Origin of the sequence: Bacillus pretiosus (assembly GCF_051294775.1) — a bacterium.
GTDB classification, from domain to species: domain Bacteria; phylum Bacillota; class Bacilli; order Bacillales; family Bacillaceae_G; genus Bacillus_A; species Bacillus_A wiedmannii.
Window position 1 is genome coordinate 45,145 of the sequence record NZ_JBPPHF010000006.1, and the last position, 17,174, is coordinate 62,318.

Genomic DNA, 17,174 nt, shown 5'->3' on the forward strand with positions numbered 1-17,174 from the left:
ACGCTTATTCAATATATATTAGGGAGGTAATATTGTGGAAAAAGATATTATTGTAATAGATGATTTTTACAAAGAACCGAATAAAGTAAGAAATTTAGCATTAAATGTTCACGGATGGATTGATGAAAATCTACAAGGTGAGAAAAAACCAAGCATAGAAACAGAAAAAAATTATTATACAAATGAAATTATAAATAAATTTGAGAGTATATTAGGATTTAATATTGATGTTAACCCTAAAAAAATGGGATTTGGTGTTTTTGCTTTTTACCCTGAGTATTCTAGGGTGGATCAAACTACACACTTTGATGATACTGATTGGTCGGGAATTATATATTTAGTTCCTGATAGCTTATGCCAAGGTGGTTTATCTTTATATCGTCACAAGCCAACCGGGCTGACTGGCCCACCTAAAATAAATGAGTTACAAGAACTAGGGTATAGCTCAATGAAGACCTGGTATGAAGATTATCTTAATTGGAAACTTAGTCCAGAAGATTGGGAAGAAACAATGCATCTGGATATGAGATATAATAGATTGGTTTTATTTAAATCGGGTGCATTGTTTCATAGAGCTTCTTCTGGATTTGGAGATTCCCCTAGTAATGGAAGGCTGACCCAAAGATTTTTCTTCAATAGAAAGGCGGGTGTTTTAAATGCATAATAAAATAATTGTTATAGAAAACTTTTATAAAAATCCAGAATTGATTAGGAATTTAGCGCTGAAATCTAATTATTCTTCAGTTGCAAAGTTAAACTACCCAGGTTATCAAAGTGATAAAGAATTTGATGCTAATGGAATTATTGAGGTTTTTGAAAAAATAGTAGGTAATAAAATTGAGGATCCTAAAGGGAGATTTACTTTTGGAGGTTTTCGTTTAATAACAAAAAATACAGGAAAAGTATTAAAAGTTCACGCAGATACAATAATTGATTGGGCAGGATTGGTTTTTCTAACTCCCAACGCTCCACTAGATTCAGGATTAGGAATATATAGGCATAGAGAAACAGGGTTGATAGGTCCTCCTACTGACGAAGAGGCAAGACAGTTGGGGCACGAAGATGCTTCTGAATTCGAGATGAATGTGATTAGAAGGGATATGGATGACCTTTCTAAATGGGAGTTAATAAGCTTCATAGGAAATACATTTAATAGACTAGTATTAATTAAAGGTTGCGAATTATATCACGCACCTATGAAGGGTTTTGGGGAAAACTCTAACGATTGTAGAATTACTCAAAATTTCTTTTTTAAAGAATTAGTAAAACCTGAGTCGCTCTCAAAAATGATTACTATATAAGGATGATAAACATTGACTTTTCTAAATGAAGATATACTAGTTATTGACAATTTTTATAGTGACCCCATGAAAATTAGAAAACTGGCATTAAATACTGATTACAATTTTTTCGAAAATAAAGCTAACTTTCCAGGGGGGGAATCTATAAAGGCATTTTATACGGAGAAACATATTGAAAAATTTGAAGGTTTAGTTAATCGGAGGATACATGTAGATCCAAAAAAATATGTCTTCGGTAAATTCAGATTCTGTACTGCAAATGATAATTCTCGAACTAAAGTGCATTTTGATAAAGTTAGCTGGGCAGCAATTGTTTATTTAAGTTTAAATGAAGATTGTAAAGGTGGCCTTGGTATTTATAAACATGAGGAATTAGATTTGTCTACCGTCCCTTCATCAGATGAATTGGAACATATTGGGTGCAAGGATGTATTTGAATTTGACCAAAGATATGTGTTACCTATTACGAAAGAAAAAGGTTCTTGGAGCTTACTAAGAGAAATACCTTTAAAGTTTAATAGGCTGATATTAATTAGAGGAGAAAAATACTTTCATGGAATTACAGAACAATTTGGAAGTAATATAATTAATTCAAGGCTTTCACAAGTCTTCTTTTTTAATAATGATTAAAGTGGGGATAAAAATGAAATATCAATCTTCATTTTTGATTGCAGAAATAAATAAGAAAATTATTGAACAGGGTGGAATTCCAACGGTTTTAGATAATTTTATTCTTGATGAACTATATTCTAAAGACCAATCTACATTGTTTAAAAAAATAATAAATAGTAAAAATTTATCTAGTCCTAGGTATGAGCAGGTATCAAAAAGAATTGAAAGAATCAAAGCTTCGGAATTACCCCTTTTATGCAGATTATATAGTCAGGGGAAAGATGAAGTGTATTTATGGAAGGGTCAACCACTTTTTAAAAATTTATACGATAAATCTATATATGAATTAATGATTTATGAAATCCGTCCTTTAACAATTTTTGAATTTGGTGCAACTCCCACGAGTCTTAGATGGTTGAAATCAGTCGCAAATGAATATAATTATAAAACAAAAGTGATGGGGGTAAATATTAAAGGTTTTCAAATTGAGGAAAATGTTGACTACTTAAATTTAGATGCAAATGATATTCAAAATATAAAATATAAAAAATTATTAGATAACTTAGAACACCCATTGATAATTATTGAAGACTGTCATGTTAATACAAAAGGGATATTAGAAGTATTTTCTAATTTAATGAGACCTGGGGACTATATGATTATAGAAGATAGTATCTCAAAACAGAAAGAAATTAAAGATTGGGCAATAAATAAAATGAAGTTCTTTGTTGACACCAGATACACAGACTTTTTTGGCATAAACAGTGTATCAGCAGTTAACTCTATTATTACAAAAATGGGGGATTAGATGATTAATCCAATCGATAGAATTAGAGAAGTATATCTGAATAACCAAGGAAGTAAACGAATTTTTCTAGGAAAAGTAGATAAAAATCTTTTTATAGATAATTTATTCCTTCCTAATTTAAAATCTGGAACAGTTGTTGAAAAAAAATATATCAATTTATATGAGGATTTTAGATCAATAGGGAAAATTGAAAGCAAAATACTAGCAATTTTTTCAGAGACAAAAATTAGTACATCCTCAGAAGTTACTTTCGAGGGTTTTTTTAGTGTAGAAGAATTTCTAATAGACTATGGATTCGGCTTAACACTTGATGGTATATACTTCCCTGGTGCGAATCTTTCAAATGCAAACTTAAATGGTTCTACTTTAAGAGATTCAATACTCATAGGAGTCATTATAAAAAATGCAAATTTAAAAAATGTAGATTTTTCAAATGCAAACTTACAAGGTGCAAATTTAGAAAAATCAAATATGCTAGGTTCAACTTTTCAACACACTGACCTAAGAAGATCGAACCTTCGACAATGTGAACTAAGAGACACATTATTTAAGGGAGCCTCTTTAAGAGGAGCTGAGTTATGGGGAGCTTATTTATGGGGAGTTAAATTTGATGAATGCTTTATGGATGGATTAGACATTTCAAGAGCAGATACGCGAGGTTCTAAACATGACTGAATATTCCCTCTATAGTAAAGAACAAATCTTTTTACACAGTGTTGATTCTGTACTAAGGGGAGACCGAATATTTAATGGGTCTCAAACTGATGATTTCGCCTTAGTAAACTTAAAGAATAACAAGAAAATATTATTATTAGGCGGAGGGCAAGGTGGTGCGTTAAGACCCTTTTTAATTAACAATCCTGAAACAGAAGTCTATGTTGTTGATCTTGATGAAAACAATATTGCAATTACGAATGCAATACATAATAAATATATTCCTTTCATATCAAGAAATATAAACTTTTTCAATATAAATGCTGAAAATATTTATGATTTCTTTGAAGGTTATCAGTTTGATTGTATCTGTATTGATCTATATACAAATATTGGTTATCCAGATTTTGTATTTACTATTAACTATTTGAAAAAAATTAAAAGTCTACTCAGTGATAATGGACTTGTAATATTAAATGCCTTTGGTTTACCTGATCATTTGCATCCTTTACAAGGGAACAATCCGCAAATATATATTTTGGGTTTACTTAATCAGGTGTTTAATAATGTTTCTTATATATCAAATAGAAGAAATATGACCATGGTTTCTTCTATGGACGATACTCCCATATCACTTGGGAAACCAAATGTTAAGCTAAATAGTCATGACTTACTAGCATATAAGATGCTTAATCTAAGGTGGAAGTCTAGATTTAAAATAGATAAACCGATTAATCTTGATTATCTAAAATTAGATATACTAACAAAAAAATTTCTTAATGAAGAGATGTTATTAAGATGGGACACTTTATTAAATGTATTAAATAAATATACGATAGATAAACAAGAACCCTTAACAATTCAAAACCTTAGGGATTCTGTTTTAAATAAACGAGAAATATTTTTACAACTTACTATTGATTTATTAAGAGACAAAAGAGTTGAAGCTTCATTTTTACCAATATATCTTGGCAGTTTGTCCTATAATATAAATTATGATTTTTCTTGGTTTATTGAGTGGTTTATTACAAATAAAAGTTTTATAATGAAAAATCACCTGGAGTGGGGTGTTCATTTTGCACTAACTCAAATAGTTTCCATCATAATAAACCAGCATGGAAAATATGACGACTTTATTAATGATATTGATAGTATAATCCAAGAGAAAGGTTTTTGCTATGAGAGCTCGTTATGGAAGTGACTTCATAAAACTTTTGACTGCCGTTTCCTTTTCTACTTTGGGTGACGGATTAACTTTACTCGCACTACCATGGTTAACATCGTCTTTAACATCCAACACATTCTTAGTTTCTTTAGTTTCTGCTTCAATGGTTCTACCATGGTTATTATTCAGTCTACATGTTGGAGTTTTAATAGATTCTGTTTCAAGAAAAAAATTATTAATTTACTCAATAATTAGCAGAATTGTATTACTGATAATACTCATTTTAATAATATTAACTAATAAAGTTAGTATTCCCCTTCTAATTCTTATTGCATTTGGATTAGGCATAACAAAAGTTGTATATGATAGTACTTCTCAAACAGTTGTCCCAAATCTTGTTAAAGCTGAGCATTTAGAGAAAGCAAATGGCTATGTAATGACATCAAGATTGACGATGAGCGATGTCTTGGGAAGAGCTCTAGGAGGAATGATTATACCAATTGGAATAATGCTTCCATTTACAGTGGATTTGATTCTTCTTATAATTACATTGCCGTTTATTTTATTAATAAAAGCCGGCTTAAAAGTTAAACAAACAAACGAGAGGGCAAGAATATCTGAAGGAATTTCATTTGTTTTAACTAATCCTATGTTAAAATATCTTTCATTTTTAGGAGTTGGAATCACTTTGATGTTTTCTGCGACATTAAGCATACAAGTGTTCTTTGTAAGAGAAATATTAAACTTAGATTCCTTTGGATTTGGGATACTAATATCTGTGAGTACTATTGGTAGTATTATTGGTAGCCAAACCATATCCTTTATCAAAAATAGATGGGGGTTTGAGAAGACTATTTTGATATCATTATTAATAATGGGTTTAACTTTTGGAGCGGTTGGATTTGCAAACAATTCTTATTTTGTTATGATAATGTATTTTATAGGAAGTTATTTTATTGTCATTTGGAATGTATCTAATCTTTCTTTCCGACAAAAAGTTACTCCCAATGAAAAATTAGGTAGGGTTGGTAGCGTAATAAGGTTATTATCATGGGGTATGAACCCAATTGGTATGTTATTTGGGGGAAGCCTTGTAACTTTTTTTGAGCCTATAATTGGTAGAGAATTCGCTCTAAGAATACCAAATATCCTGCTAGGAGTAATATTTATATGTTTAACAATGGTATTGTATAGGTTAATCAATAATTTAAACAAAAATGAAGGTTGGAATAATTTAAAATCTGAATCTAATTTATAAAAAAACTATATATTTTTTACATAATAAAATTAGATGTGAAATAGTATTTAAAACATGCTTTTCCATTCATAAAGAATAAAAGTTCAGCAATTATATATCGCTGAACTTTTATTCTTTATTCTTTCCAATTCTCCCTAAACTATCTTTAATAGTTGTTTCTCCAAGCTGAGTGTATAACAAAGCTGTATCTTGACTCGTGTGCCCAAGTTGCTGCATCACTTGTAACGAGTCTTTTTCTTCCATGTATAATTTATTTGCCAATGTGTGTCTTAATTTATGAGGAGACATTTTTTTACCATAGGCTTTAGTATATTTTTCTACTATATCCTGGATAGCTCTAACCGAAAGAGGTTGTGCAGTATGTTTATACCTCGATAAAAACACATTTTGTAATTCTTTTCCTGGAGCATATTTGTTATCTCTAATCTCCATATATTTTTCAAGATCATTTAATGCAATTGGGGTAATCCAAACGGAATCTTCTTTGTTTCCTTTTCGGATTACATCAATTAGTCTTTCTTTTAAGTTTATATCTTCCATGCGGAGATCGGCCAATTCACTTACACGAATACCACTACCAAGAAAGAGGGAGAGGATAGCTACATCACGCTCTTTATCTCTTAGGAAATAGAATAACTGATGTTTTGTTAAAGATTTTTCATGTTCGTACTTAACATAATTCAGAAATTCTTGATCATCATCATTATGGAATATTTTAGATCTCATACGTTTTGCACGAGCATTTAATGTTTCTTTATCTTTATGTATTTCAATTTTAGCCATTACATTTCTATAAAAATAGCATTCTCCATCTTCATTCTCTGATAGGGAGGTGAGGTACTTAAATAAAGACTTTAAGGCCGAAATTTTTCTGTTAACAGAGGAATTCTGCATGTTTTGTTGTAGTTTTAGAAACCTCATAAAGTTCTCAACATCTTTTTTCTTTAAATTCTCCAAATCAGAGAAGGATATGTCTTTAATGGGCTTAAATTCAATAATTTGTTCTGATAATAGCCAATTAAAGAAGACTCTAAAATCATATACATAATTCAGTAGGGTGGAGGGAGAGGCATCATGCAATTCTTTGTACTCCACAAATTCTTCTATGTAAAAGGGCATTTCATTTAAATTCTCGTATAATTTCTTACGATGTACGGATTTTTGACGTTGTTTACTGTAATCCATAAAAATCACCTCATATATACTATAACAGAAAAGATACTCGAACACAAGTTCGCATTAAATTCAATTTTTACACAAACTTATTTACATAATTAAATTATGAGATGCTAAAATATAATCAATAGTGAAAGGAATAATGTATTTACTCAAATAAAAATTATAGATAATTAAGTGAGAAATTCGTATTTAACCATAAAAAATGGTGGAAAAACTACATATAAATGTATTTAAAATAAAACAATTTATATATATAAATTCATGCAAAAAAATCAATATATGAAAACAGTTTAAAATTCGTTATCTAACATGTATTAGTTAATTTAATCATGATTTTGAGGAATTAATTAGATTAACATAAGAAAAAATCCTATATATTAAAAGGTAATTTACTATGAAATTTTTCAATGAATAGTCCAACATTTAATAATTTCTATATAAAATATGAATTATATAGCCACATACCAATATATCAAGACTCATGTAATTGAGCTTGATATCCTTAAATACGGTATTAGATTTTTATTTAACTATCTTATTGTTCGTAAAATTGGTATTTCGTGCGAAGTTATGGAGTGTTTGTTTTTACTTCTTCATATTAACTTTTATGCTCATCTAACACACTACGTCATTCACTTTACCCTTTCATCAGTCTCAGTATCATTTAGTTTCAGCTACATTCCACTATACATATTAATATTCACTATACGATTGCTTATAGGACATATTCAGTATATATACTTAAATACAAAACAATTAACTTTAATCGCTTAACACTAAATAGATTGTATTTTTCACAAAACTTGATTGTCTATGATGTCGAAATAGAGTGTTTCCTTTAGTGCTTTTATATTGTACTTGGTTTAGCTGATCATTCAGCTAAATGTGATATTAATACAGATTTCAAAATATAACTTCTAAAATCCCCTTCGGTCTCAATAACACAAGTATTCTTTTTTATTTGAGATTCATTGAACTCTTTAGTTTACAAACACCTATAAGATAGATTATGTAAACTAAATGACTATGAACTCTTATGGGGCTATTGTCACATGCCCATCAACTTAGGGAAACAAGTTACCCTTAAATGGTGTACATTCGAATGAAAAAGAGATATTAATTTCGCAAACTCCATCCCAATCTAGTCCTTTATCTGGACAAAAAAATCGTTCTAGTCAAAACTTTAAAATTGATAATTTACCTGTAGGTACTAAAGAATTAAAATGGGTTATTGAGCCTTCAGAGAAAGATCATCTTTCTACTATCTCTTTCAATGTAATGATTGATGTTTCCTTAGGTACCGATTCTATTCGTTAGAAAAACATTTCACATGGATCTAGGACTGAGGCTTACACAAATACTAAATATTATATCGCAAGTCCAATTGGTGCCACTAGCAAATTCACTGTGAAAATATACGCTATTACAAATTAGAAAATAAAAGAATCCCATTGGAGTTCCTTTTTGAAGGAATACCGTTGGGATTCTTTTCTGATTTTATTTCGTCAACATTAGGATGGTGAGTAAATTTATTAGCATATCATTTAAACCATTAATAGATTTATATTTGGAACGACCCTTTACTTTCAAAGAAAAATCCATTAATGTTAACTACATTTTCCCGCTTATCATTTATTCAAAACTGGCTTCCAAAGCGATAGGGCAAAAATCCAATTTGTGTCACCATTGCCTTGATAATCTTGAACTGCTTCATACACTTTTCCCTCATGTACTACTCTATCACCTTTTGTATATGCTTTTCTTGCATCCCATTTTTCATATGTGGAATCCTCTGACTTTGTTACTACATTTAATACATCACTGCTACTAGATTCGTTTCCAGCTAAATCAACCGCCGTCACTACATATTTATACGATGTATTAGCCTTTAATTCTTTATCCATAAAGGATGTATTAGCCGTTGTCCCAATTTTATTCATAACTCCAAAGCTTTCTCTATATACAATATAATGGTCTACACCTACATTATCTTCAGACGGACTCCACATCAAATCAACAGTGGTCGCTGTTGTACTCATACTATGTAATCCTTTCGGTTGCGTCGGAGCTTCTATATCTGGGATTTCATTTGTTGTCTTAACCTTTAGTTCCTCACTTTCTTTTGATATGTTTCCAGCAGAGTCTAACGCCTTTATTGTATAGGTATATTCCGTATTTGCTTTTAGTTTTTTATCAATAAATGTTGTACCTGGTACCGTATCAATTACTTCCCCATTGCGTAACACTTGATATTCCTTTACACCTATATTATCCGTAGAAGCCTTCCATGTTAGTGCAACACTATTGGCAGTAACTTTAGACGCATTTAATTCAGTTGGTTGACTTGGAGCTACTGTATCGGGAGTTTCATTATTTACTAGATTTACATCAATTACATTATAAAACGCATTTGACGTATCTGCTACATCCCATACAGCTAAAATAACATGATAACCATTGCGATCAGTTGGTACATTAATTGTATGTGTTAAATTATTTGATGCAGCAGAACCATCATGTTTCACAGTTCCAATTGGTTCTAATTCAGCACGTGTTAATGGTTTATTAGGATCCCATCCCTTTTTTGTAATGTAATAATGCCATTTACTTGTAGGATGTGCAGCTGTATATTTCCATGTAAAGGTATTTGCTCCACCTTTAATCGTGTTTTTGAACCAGCGATTTGATGTTTGTTGGTCAAGAATTCCTCCAAACAGTCCTCCTGCCGAAGCGATTTTTCCATCAATCGGTCCCCCATCTGGGAATCCTTTAGGTGCTTCTAGGCTTTGAGGTTCGTACATTATATTTCCACAATTTAAATTCAACGCTCCATAATTCTGACTACATAAAGCAGCACGACTGCTTGGCTTTTCAACAAATCCATGTGCATAAGCACTTTGAGGAATCATAGTAATAGCCGTCACCCCTGCGGCTAAAACACAAGCACTAATTCCTTTTTTACTTTTTCTTAATCTTTCAAATTTAGATGTAAATTTCAAATTCATTCTTGTCCCCCCAATATATTATTGCTATCGCTAATATAATAGCAATATAGAGATAAACGAACAAATTACTAATAAATATACTAATATCTCTCATACATTGGTACGTTTATTATTATTTTTAATCTCATATAAAAATAAAATAAATACAATAAGTCTATTTTGTAACATTATGTATTAATAGAGCAATGAAAACCCCTCTTATTTTCACAAAAAATTCAAATGTTAATTTAAAGAATTATATTTAACCTTATGTAAAAAAATACAGTTTTAAAGTAAAAAAGTCTGGAAGGAACTGATAATATCAGTTTCTTCCAGACTTCACATTCCTATTATATAACTTGCAAATAAGTCATTTCTAAAGCTAAATTCACACATATTTTCTAAACCTTAAAAAACACAATAAATAATCTACTTATATTCACATGGGGAATGCACACAAATCCTTTAATCTTAGACATTTACTCCTATAACCACATAACTACTGTAATTTATATAGTGATTTGCTTCAGGCAGGATGTTCAAACTCATATATTAAAATTACCAAGCAAAATGAACTACCCACCACTTAGCAAAACATAAAGTGGGTGCTTCTCAGTTACACGACGAAATTAACCTTTCGTTTCCCTGATCGTTTGTCCAACTTAACTTTATAGTCCTTTTTATTAGTCATCTCCTACCCTGTTAATCCTTATTTTAAACAAATCATTAAGAGATTGATTATGTAAGATAAGAAAGAGATTAAAAATCCAATTTCCCCCATAAAGTTCTACCAATTTATTGTATTATTTTTACCTAATAAGGTACAGAAACAAAGGGAAAAACTTCAGTATGTTTGAGGTTTTCACTAACGTTTTTAGGGTGAAACGTTTAAAGGGTACATTACTGAATTTTTATTACATGTTCCTGTACCTAGTATTTAAATTAACTTATGTCATAATATTTTACAATACCAGTATGAAACGTTACATATTTCTATATTTAATGATACATTTCATCAACTTACTCCCCTAATATTTATGCTAAATATAGAAAATTAAGCTCGTTTAGATTTAATTTTAGAATTCTCATAATAGCAAATGAATTGATTAGGCATATAACTGTCACAAATTAATGACTTATCCATTTTCTCAACCATAAAAACTTTATTATCACTTCAATATTTACTCTTAAACTAAAACACATCTATAGCTACAACTACTTAATAATCTTTCAAAAGACTCTATAGTTTTATATTTTTTATTTTTTTATTGTACATTTGTACATTTGATGTTAGGATTATGCCTATTAAAATTGAATCCTAACGATTCTTCTTTATAATTCCTATATTTTTATTATCAAATAAAAATATAGCTTCTAAAACACGATCAAAATCAAAACAAAAAATGTCGTTATTTCACAATGATGTCATGAAATACCTTTAGAATGGAAAGATGTATGCAACAACGTGTTAAGGGGTTACAGGGGGAACAAAAATGAGAGACTTTTTTGATGATAAGTATAAAAATATTGAATTAAAAAGGAGGTTAATCAATTTAATAAGTGAAATTAGCGAGTTCAAAGGAAAATTAGCTGCTTATCAGGAACAAAACCCTGACATATTTAATAGTTTAGAAAAAACTATACCGCTACATTACATAAAAAATTTCACTACTATTTATGAGGATATAAAAGTTCCTCATAAAAGATTAAAAGAACTTATTTTAGATGATATAGTACCTCAAAACATTTCGGAAGATGCTATTTTTTGTTATTATCAAACACTTTCTTTTGTACATAAAAACTCCTGTACTTTATCAATTAATCCAGCAACTATACAGGAATTACATTTTCAGTTAATACATTACATTACCTCTGACAGTGCCAAATGGCGTGAAAAACCCTTTATTATTCCAGGTATTCCTGAGCATGGAATGCACTTGAATAGTTACCGCATTCTTCCACATGAACTAATTCCACAGTTTATGGAGCAATTATGTGATCAATACAACTCATTAAATACTAGTAAGGGGCTACATTCGCTTTTATTAATAGCTCGTTTTATATTAAATTTTTATTGCATAGTCCCTTTCAATCAGGGTAATGGCAGGCTAGCATTTATGTTAATGCAGTTGTTGCTAATTAAGAGTGGACATACATTTGTAAAATATGTATGTTTGGATAAGTATATTAAGAAAAATGAATCTGAATATTACAATTCGATTTATAAATCTTCGGTAAATTGGTACTGCGAGGAACATAATAGTAGCTTTTGGTTAAAAACGTTTTTAACTATTATATTAGAGGCTTACAAAGATCTGCATAACACCGTTCTAGATTCTATATGTAAACATACTAAAGTTGAGAGAATTCAGGATTTTATATTTAAACAAAAACAACCCTTTACTAAGGAAAGTATTCGTAACAGATATCCAGACATTGCAGAGAGTACAATTAGTAAGGCTTTAAATTCCTTGCAATTATTTGGCCATATTAAGCTAGTTACAAAAGGAAGAAACGCAAAGTGGACTAAAGTTTGACCATATTTTTAAAACTCTTACAGCTCAAAAATTCAATTATAACGTTAGCAATCGTTTCAATGATTTTGGGCTCAAATTCATTGAATTATATTTTAAGCTATTATTACTACTTTAATTATTTCTAATTCTTACACAACTTTTTATAGGAAAAGGTACGTTTCCCTCCACCTTTTCCTATAAAAATATTAGATATTAATACAGAAAAAATGTCGAAAAAAGTCGTAATTTAATATTCTTTCTTTATTTTCTGGTTGTAAACGTTTCATTTTCATGTTACCATCTTAATCAAACAATAGATGGTAATACGACTGAAAGTATTTCTTTCCCTTAGAAACATATAAACGTACGGTAATATCAAGAAAGTAAGGCCAAAGAAATATTTGATACCTAACAAAATAACCAATAGGAATTTTGCACATATATTTTTCTGTTAATTCAGAAAAAACATTTTGTCCCTAAACAAAATTTGTTAGCGTGCAAAGTTCAATTACACTAGAACACCCAAATAATTGTAATTTCATTTTTTATCGAGCATTCAGATATGAAAAAAATTCTTCCTAGAAAATTCAGCTGATTGACTTAATGAGATCTAAATCACTGCCTTAAATGCCATCTATTGTTGATAACATATTTACCAACTATAAAAAAGAGCCCATCAAGGGTTCTTTTTTATTATAATCATTCAAATTTCAATTCTAACTCGATACTTAGATTTCCACACAAATCACCTCTACTTTTTTGCTCTCAATTATTAATTTCTATTCCCAATTTGTTTGAATTTGTGAATAAAATTCCATCTTATAAAAATAATAAATACAACTAATCGTTATATATTAAAGAGGTGTCAATTTTGTCCTTAAATGAAGAGACCTTAGAAACTAAAACAGATAAAAATATTGAAAAAATCCAAACAAGTAACTTAAAAGAACTTAAAAATACATTAGATAATATCTTTGATATTAGTGCAGATTTAATTGAACACCCTTTGCAATTAAAAACAAATACGAATATTCTACTATATTACTTTGAAGGCCTTACTGATGGTGTTGCTTTAAAAGGCAATGTTGTTACACCATTATTACAAGAAGTAAATCAAGACAGTCAAATATTTAATTCTAATATTATCGCTACTCATACCAAAATAGTATATACATGGAATGAAATTAAAGAAGGATTACTTGAAGGTCAATGTGTACTATTTATGGAAGGAGAAAATCGTTCACTTCTAATAAATACAAAAGGCTGGGCAGAGAGAGCAATTCAAGAACCAATTTCAGAAGTTACTATTAAAGGATCGCATGATGGATTTATTGAGAATGCCACAAAAAATATAGGCTTAATTCGTCGATATCTTCCTTCTGCAGAGTTAAAAATCAAAAAGCTGACGATTGGAGAACGAGCAACTTCTTTTGTTTATTTAATTTATTTAGGTGACGTTGCGAATGCAGATGTAGTTCAAGAAATAGAAAACAGAATCTGTAGAATTAAAACGGATGCGGTATTAAGCATTGGTGAACTATCTAATTTTACAAAGGATCAAAATTGGTCTCCTTTTCCACAGGCTTATTTAAGTGAACGTCCAGATGCTATTTCAAATCATATACTTGATGGAAAAGTAGCAGTGTTAATGGATAGATCCCCTGGCGCAATGATTGTTCCAATGAATTTAATTGGATTCTTTCAAACTCCAGATGATTATAATATTCATTGGCTCGTTGCATCATTTTTTCGCTTATTACGATTTGCAGGATTTATAATAGCTATTTTTTTACCGGCATTTTATATTGCTGTAGTCTCTTTTCACTTTGAAATCATTCCTATAGATTTATACACTTCTATTGCAACGTCAAGAGTCAAAGTCCCTTTCTCTCCTTTATTGGAAGCTTTTATAATGGAAATCACACTAGAAATGCTACGTGAAGCTGGTATTCGCTTACCACAACCAATTGGACAAACCATTGGAATTGTTGGAGGGATTGTAATTGGACAGGCGGCTGTTCAAGCTGGGCTTGTTAGTAACGTTATGGTTATTATCGTATCTATTACAGCCATTGCCTCATTTATTGTTTCTAATTATGATTTATCGAGTTCTATACGCCTTATTCGTTTTCCAATGATGTTATTGGCTTACTTTTATGGGATTGTAGGTATTGTTAGTGGATTAATGCTCTTATTTGCTCATTTTGTTTCACTAACTTCTTATGGTTCACCATACGGATTGCCAATAGCACCATTTCGTCTCCAAGAGTTAAAAGATTCTTTTGTAAGATTTCCTATTTCTATGCTTACCAGCCGCTCGAGTATAGGTCAGCCGAAACAAAGAAAGAAAAAAGAAGGTGGTTCACATGGGGAATCTTAAGTTTCAAAAATTAACTTTATTCGAATTCATTATTTTCATTCATTCACTGCAACTTGCATCTGGTATGTTAATTATGCCAAGCCCACTTGCTACCACGGCAGGGACAGATGGCTGGATTTCGATCATTCTTGGATGGATAGCTACTTCTATAATTGGCGTGTTTATTATATTAATGTTACAAAAAAATCCTAACAAAAACTTCTCACAAATCTTAAAAACATACTTTGGTAAATGGATAGGGACAATTCTTTTTCTTTTATATGCCTTTTATCTATTTTTTGCTGGCTTCAATACTTTATTAAAGGCAACTAATATTGTAAAAGTGTGGATATTCCCTTCCACTCCTGCTTATCAAATCACCATATTATTACTATTACCTTTTATTATTTTAGCTCTGAGTGGGTTAAGGGCTCTTACTAGTTATTCTATGCTTGTTTTCTTCTTTACTACTTGGATGCCACTATTTCTTCTTTTTTCACTAAAGAGTAACTACAACCCTTTACACCTACTACCTATTTTTAAAGAGGGATTATACCCTATTTTAAAGGCAACAAAAGAAACTATTACTCCTTATGCTGGCTTAGAAATTGCATATTATATATATCCGTTCTTGCAAAAAAAACAAAAGGCCATAAAAGGACTACTAATAGCTAATACTGGAACTATGATTTTCTATCTATATGTGACTATTCTTTCTTATATATACTTTAGTCCCGAGGGGATAAAAGACGTAATTTGGCCCGTATTTCATTTGTTAAAAGGGGTTCGTTTTTCTTTCGTGGAACGTTTAGAAATTATTTATATCGCTTACTATTTAATTGTATTCTCCACTACTTTATATCCGTATTTATTTTTCAGTTTTAAATCTATGACCATATCACTTCAAAAAAACGCCCGAAATTGGGCGCTACTTGCTTTTGTGTTATTTATAGTTGGCCTATTTATTTTCGTAAATCCCGATGTAGATCAATATTTGTTTATTTATTCTCTTATGGATATCTTAAATGTCATTTTCTTTATTCTATTACCGATCTTATTTTTCGTTTACAGTATTCTTTTTACTTGGGTTACTAGGAGGAAACAACTTTGATTCGAAAATGGATATGGATTGTAACTTGTTGTGTATATATAATTGGTTGTAGTCAGAGAATTCCTCTTGAAAAGGTTTCATTAATCCTGTTAATTGGCCTGGATAGAACTTCTAATGGAGACATAAAAGTTGGAACAAGTATACCACTCTTTCATCATAAACAGCCAAAAAGTACTATAGAACATTGGACACAAGCATCAACTGTATATACTGGATTCAGTAAGATAGATACGAAGTTAACGGGCTTTATGACAGCTTCCAAAGCTGAAATCATTTTAATTGGGAAAAAATTAGCGCAAGAAGCAAATTGGTTGCAGGAGCTTGATTCTTCTTACCGTGATCCTTACGCTACCATTAATGCTAAAATAGTACTTGTAGATGGATCTGCAGAAGAAATTTTTAAAATTCACAAGCCTAGTAAACCATCACTTTCATCTTATATAAATGGTGTAATCGAATCCTCCATTCAAAATAACCAATCCGTCTCTTCTACAATTCAACAATTAATGAGAGAACAAAACGAAGAAGGAATGACGCAAACTGTTCCATTTATTAAAAAAACAAAGAATGAAATCGACACGGTAGGAATTGCATTTTTAAATCGCCAAGGGAAATACTTAACTCATATTCCTAAAAAAGATGTTAAATTTTTCAATCTTATAAATAAGCCAAAAAGTAACGGCCGAATGATACTACACCTTGCGCTTCCGCCTAAAAAATCAAACAAAAAAACAAACACTTCTATCTTCATACAGAATGCGACAAGGAAGGTAGATGTTACTTTTCAAAACGGAAAGTTTATATTTAATCTCGATATCAATGCCAATGTAGCTTTAATAGAAAAAACCAATCCGAATTTAAAAAAGGGGCACTATGATAATAAAAAAAATATAAATAATTTAAAAAGTGCTATTGAAAAAGAAATTAATAATAATTTAAAAAGTATATTAAATGAGATACAGCAGAATAAAATTGATCCAATTGGATTATCCCTATACGCTAGAGCCTTTCAATATAAAGAGTGGAAAAAAGTAAAAGGAGATTGGTTACAATCGTTAGCAGAGGCTAAAATAAATGTAAAAACACACGTCAAAATAAAAGATACTGGGACCATTAGAAATTAGTCTAGTATTTAATAGCATTTCTTAATGGAATTTTCCATCTTCAATAATTATTATGTAAAAGATGCTAATTCAAAGAAAAATCTACTGGTTAAATGCTAACCAA

The 17,174-nt window shown here is 30.3% G+C and carries 13 protein-coding genes and 1 pseudogene; 12 read left to right on the plus strand and 2 right to left on the minus strand.

The genetic code is table 11. The features are described 5' to 3' along the window. Window positions 1-34 precede the first annotated feature (34 nt). From ACSG5Z_RS24675 to ACSG5Z_RS24705, 7 genes are read left to right on the plus strand one after another with little or no spacing between them, the layout of a single operon-like run. Window positions 35-664 carry a DUF6445 family protein gene (locus ACSG5Z_RS24675; RefSeq protein ID WP_435712394.1) on the plus strand — a complete coding sequence of 210 codons (630 nt, stop codon included), beginning with the start codon at window positions 35-37 and terminating at the stop codon, window positions 662-664. After that, a complete protein-coding gene (locus tag ACSG5Z_RS24680; protein WP_435712395.1) occupies window positions 657-1,301 on the plus strand; it encodes a DUF6445 family protein in 645 nt (214 codons plus the stop codon). The genes ACSG5Z_RS24675 and ACSG5Z_RS24680 overlap by 8 nt, the downstream gene beginning before the upstream one ends. A 12-nt stretch (window positions 1,302-1,313) precedes the next feature. Beyond that, the gene (locus tag ACSG5Z_RS24685) at window positions 1,314-1,931 is read left to right on the plus strand and encodes a DUF6445 family protein (protein ID WP_435712396.1); all 618 of its coding nucleotides are present in this window, start codon (window positions 1,314-1,316) and stop codon (window positions 1,929-1,931) included. A 13-nt stretch (window positions 1,932-1,944) separates the two neighbouring features. After that, complete coding sequence (locus ACSG5Z_RS24690) at window positions 1,945-2,721, plus strand: CmcI family methyltransferase (protein ID WP_435712397.1); 777 nt, start codon at window positions 1,945-1,947, stop codon at window positions 2,719-2,721. After that, window positions 2,722-3,396: a pentapeptide repeat-containing protein gene (locus ACSG5Z_RS24695; protein ID WP_435712398.1), complete on the plus strand. Its 675-nt coding sequence runs from the start codon at window positions 2,722-2,724 to the stop codon at window positions 3,394-3,396. Next, window positions 3,389-4,576: a spermine/spermidine synthase domain-containing protein gene (locus ACSG5Z_RS24700; RefSeq protein WP_435712399.1), complete on the plus strand. Its 1,188-nt coding sequence runs from the start codon at window positions 3,389-3,391 to the stop codon at window positions 4,574-4,576. Before ACSG5Z_RS24695 ends, ACSG5Z_RS24700 begins: the two co-directional genes overlap by 8 nt. Continuing rightward, complete coding sequence (locus tag ACSG5Z_RS24705; RefSeq protein WP_435712400.1) at window positions 4,554-5,798, plus strand: MFS transporter; 1,245 nt, start codon at window positions 4,554-4,556, stop codon at window positions 5,796-5,798. The genes ACSG5Z_RS24700 and ACSG5Z_RS24705 overlap by 23 nt, the downstream gene beginning before the upstream one ends. Before the next feature lie 108 nt (window positions 5,799-5,906). On the opposite strand, the gene xerS is transcribed toward ACSG5Z_RS24705, so the two are convergent. After that, a complete protein-coding gene (xerS, locus tag ACSG5Z_RS24710) occupies window positions 5,907-6,983 on the minus strand; it encodes a tyrosine recombinase XerS (protein WP_435712401.1) in 1,077 nt (358 codons plus the stop codon). Between the two features lie 1,071 nt (window positions 6,984-8,054). Between xerS and ACSG5Z_RS24715 the strand changes: the two are divergent. Further along, window positions 8,055-8,411 (plus strand): annotated as a pseudogene (locus ACSG5Z_RS24715) (phosphatidylinositol-specific phospholipase C); the annotation flags it as partial. Between the two features lie 194 nt (window positions 8,412-8,605). Here ACSG5Z_RS24715 and ACSG5Z_RS24720 read toward each other — a convergent pair. Next, a complete protein-coding gene (locus ACSG5Z_RS24720) occupies window positions 8,606-9,982 on the minus strand; it encodes a lytic polysaccharide monooxygenase (RefSeq protein ID WP_435712402.1) in 1,377 nt (458 codons plus the stop codon). 1,472 nt (window positions 9,983-11,454) lie between these two features. Here ACSG5Z_RS24720 and ACSG5Z_RS24725 point away from each other — a divergent pair. From ACSG5Z_RS24725 to ACSG5Z_RS24740, 4 genes are all read left to right on the plus strand, one after another. After that, the gene (locus ACSG5Z_RS24725) at window positions 11,455-12,498 is read left to right on the plus strand and encodes a Fic family protein (protein WP_435712403.1); all 1,044 of its coding nucleotides are present in this window, start codon (window positions 11,455-11,457) and stop codon (window positions 12,496-12,498) included. Window positions 12,499-13,348: 850 nt separating this feature from the next. Beyond that, on the plus strand, window positions 13,349-14,857 hold the full coding sequence (locus tag ACSG5Z_RS24730; protein WP_097891989.1) for a spore germination protein: 1,509 nt from the start codon (window positions 13,349-13,351) through the stop codon (window positions 14,855-14,857). Continuing rightward, a complete protein-coding gene (locus ACSG5Z_RS24735; RefSeq protein ID WP_097891992.1) occupies window positions 14,844-15,947 on the plus strand; it encodes a GerAB/ArcD/ProY family transporter in 1,104 nt (367 codons plus the stop codon). Before ACSG5Z_RS24730 ends, ACSG5Z_RS24735 begins: the two co-directional genes overlap by 14 nt. Then, window positions 15,944-17,071 carry a Ger(x)C family spore germination protein gene (locus ACSG5Z_RS24740; protein ID WP_435712404.1) on the plus strand — a complete coding sequence of 376 codons (1,128 nt, stop codon included), beginning with the start codon at window positions 15,944-15,946 and terminating at the stop codon, window positions 17,069-17,071. The genes ACSG5Z_RS24735 and ACSG5Z_RS24740 overlap by 4 nt, the downstream gene beginning before the upstream one ends. The last annotated feature ends 103 nt before the right edge of the window (window positions 17,072-17,174 follow it).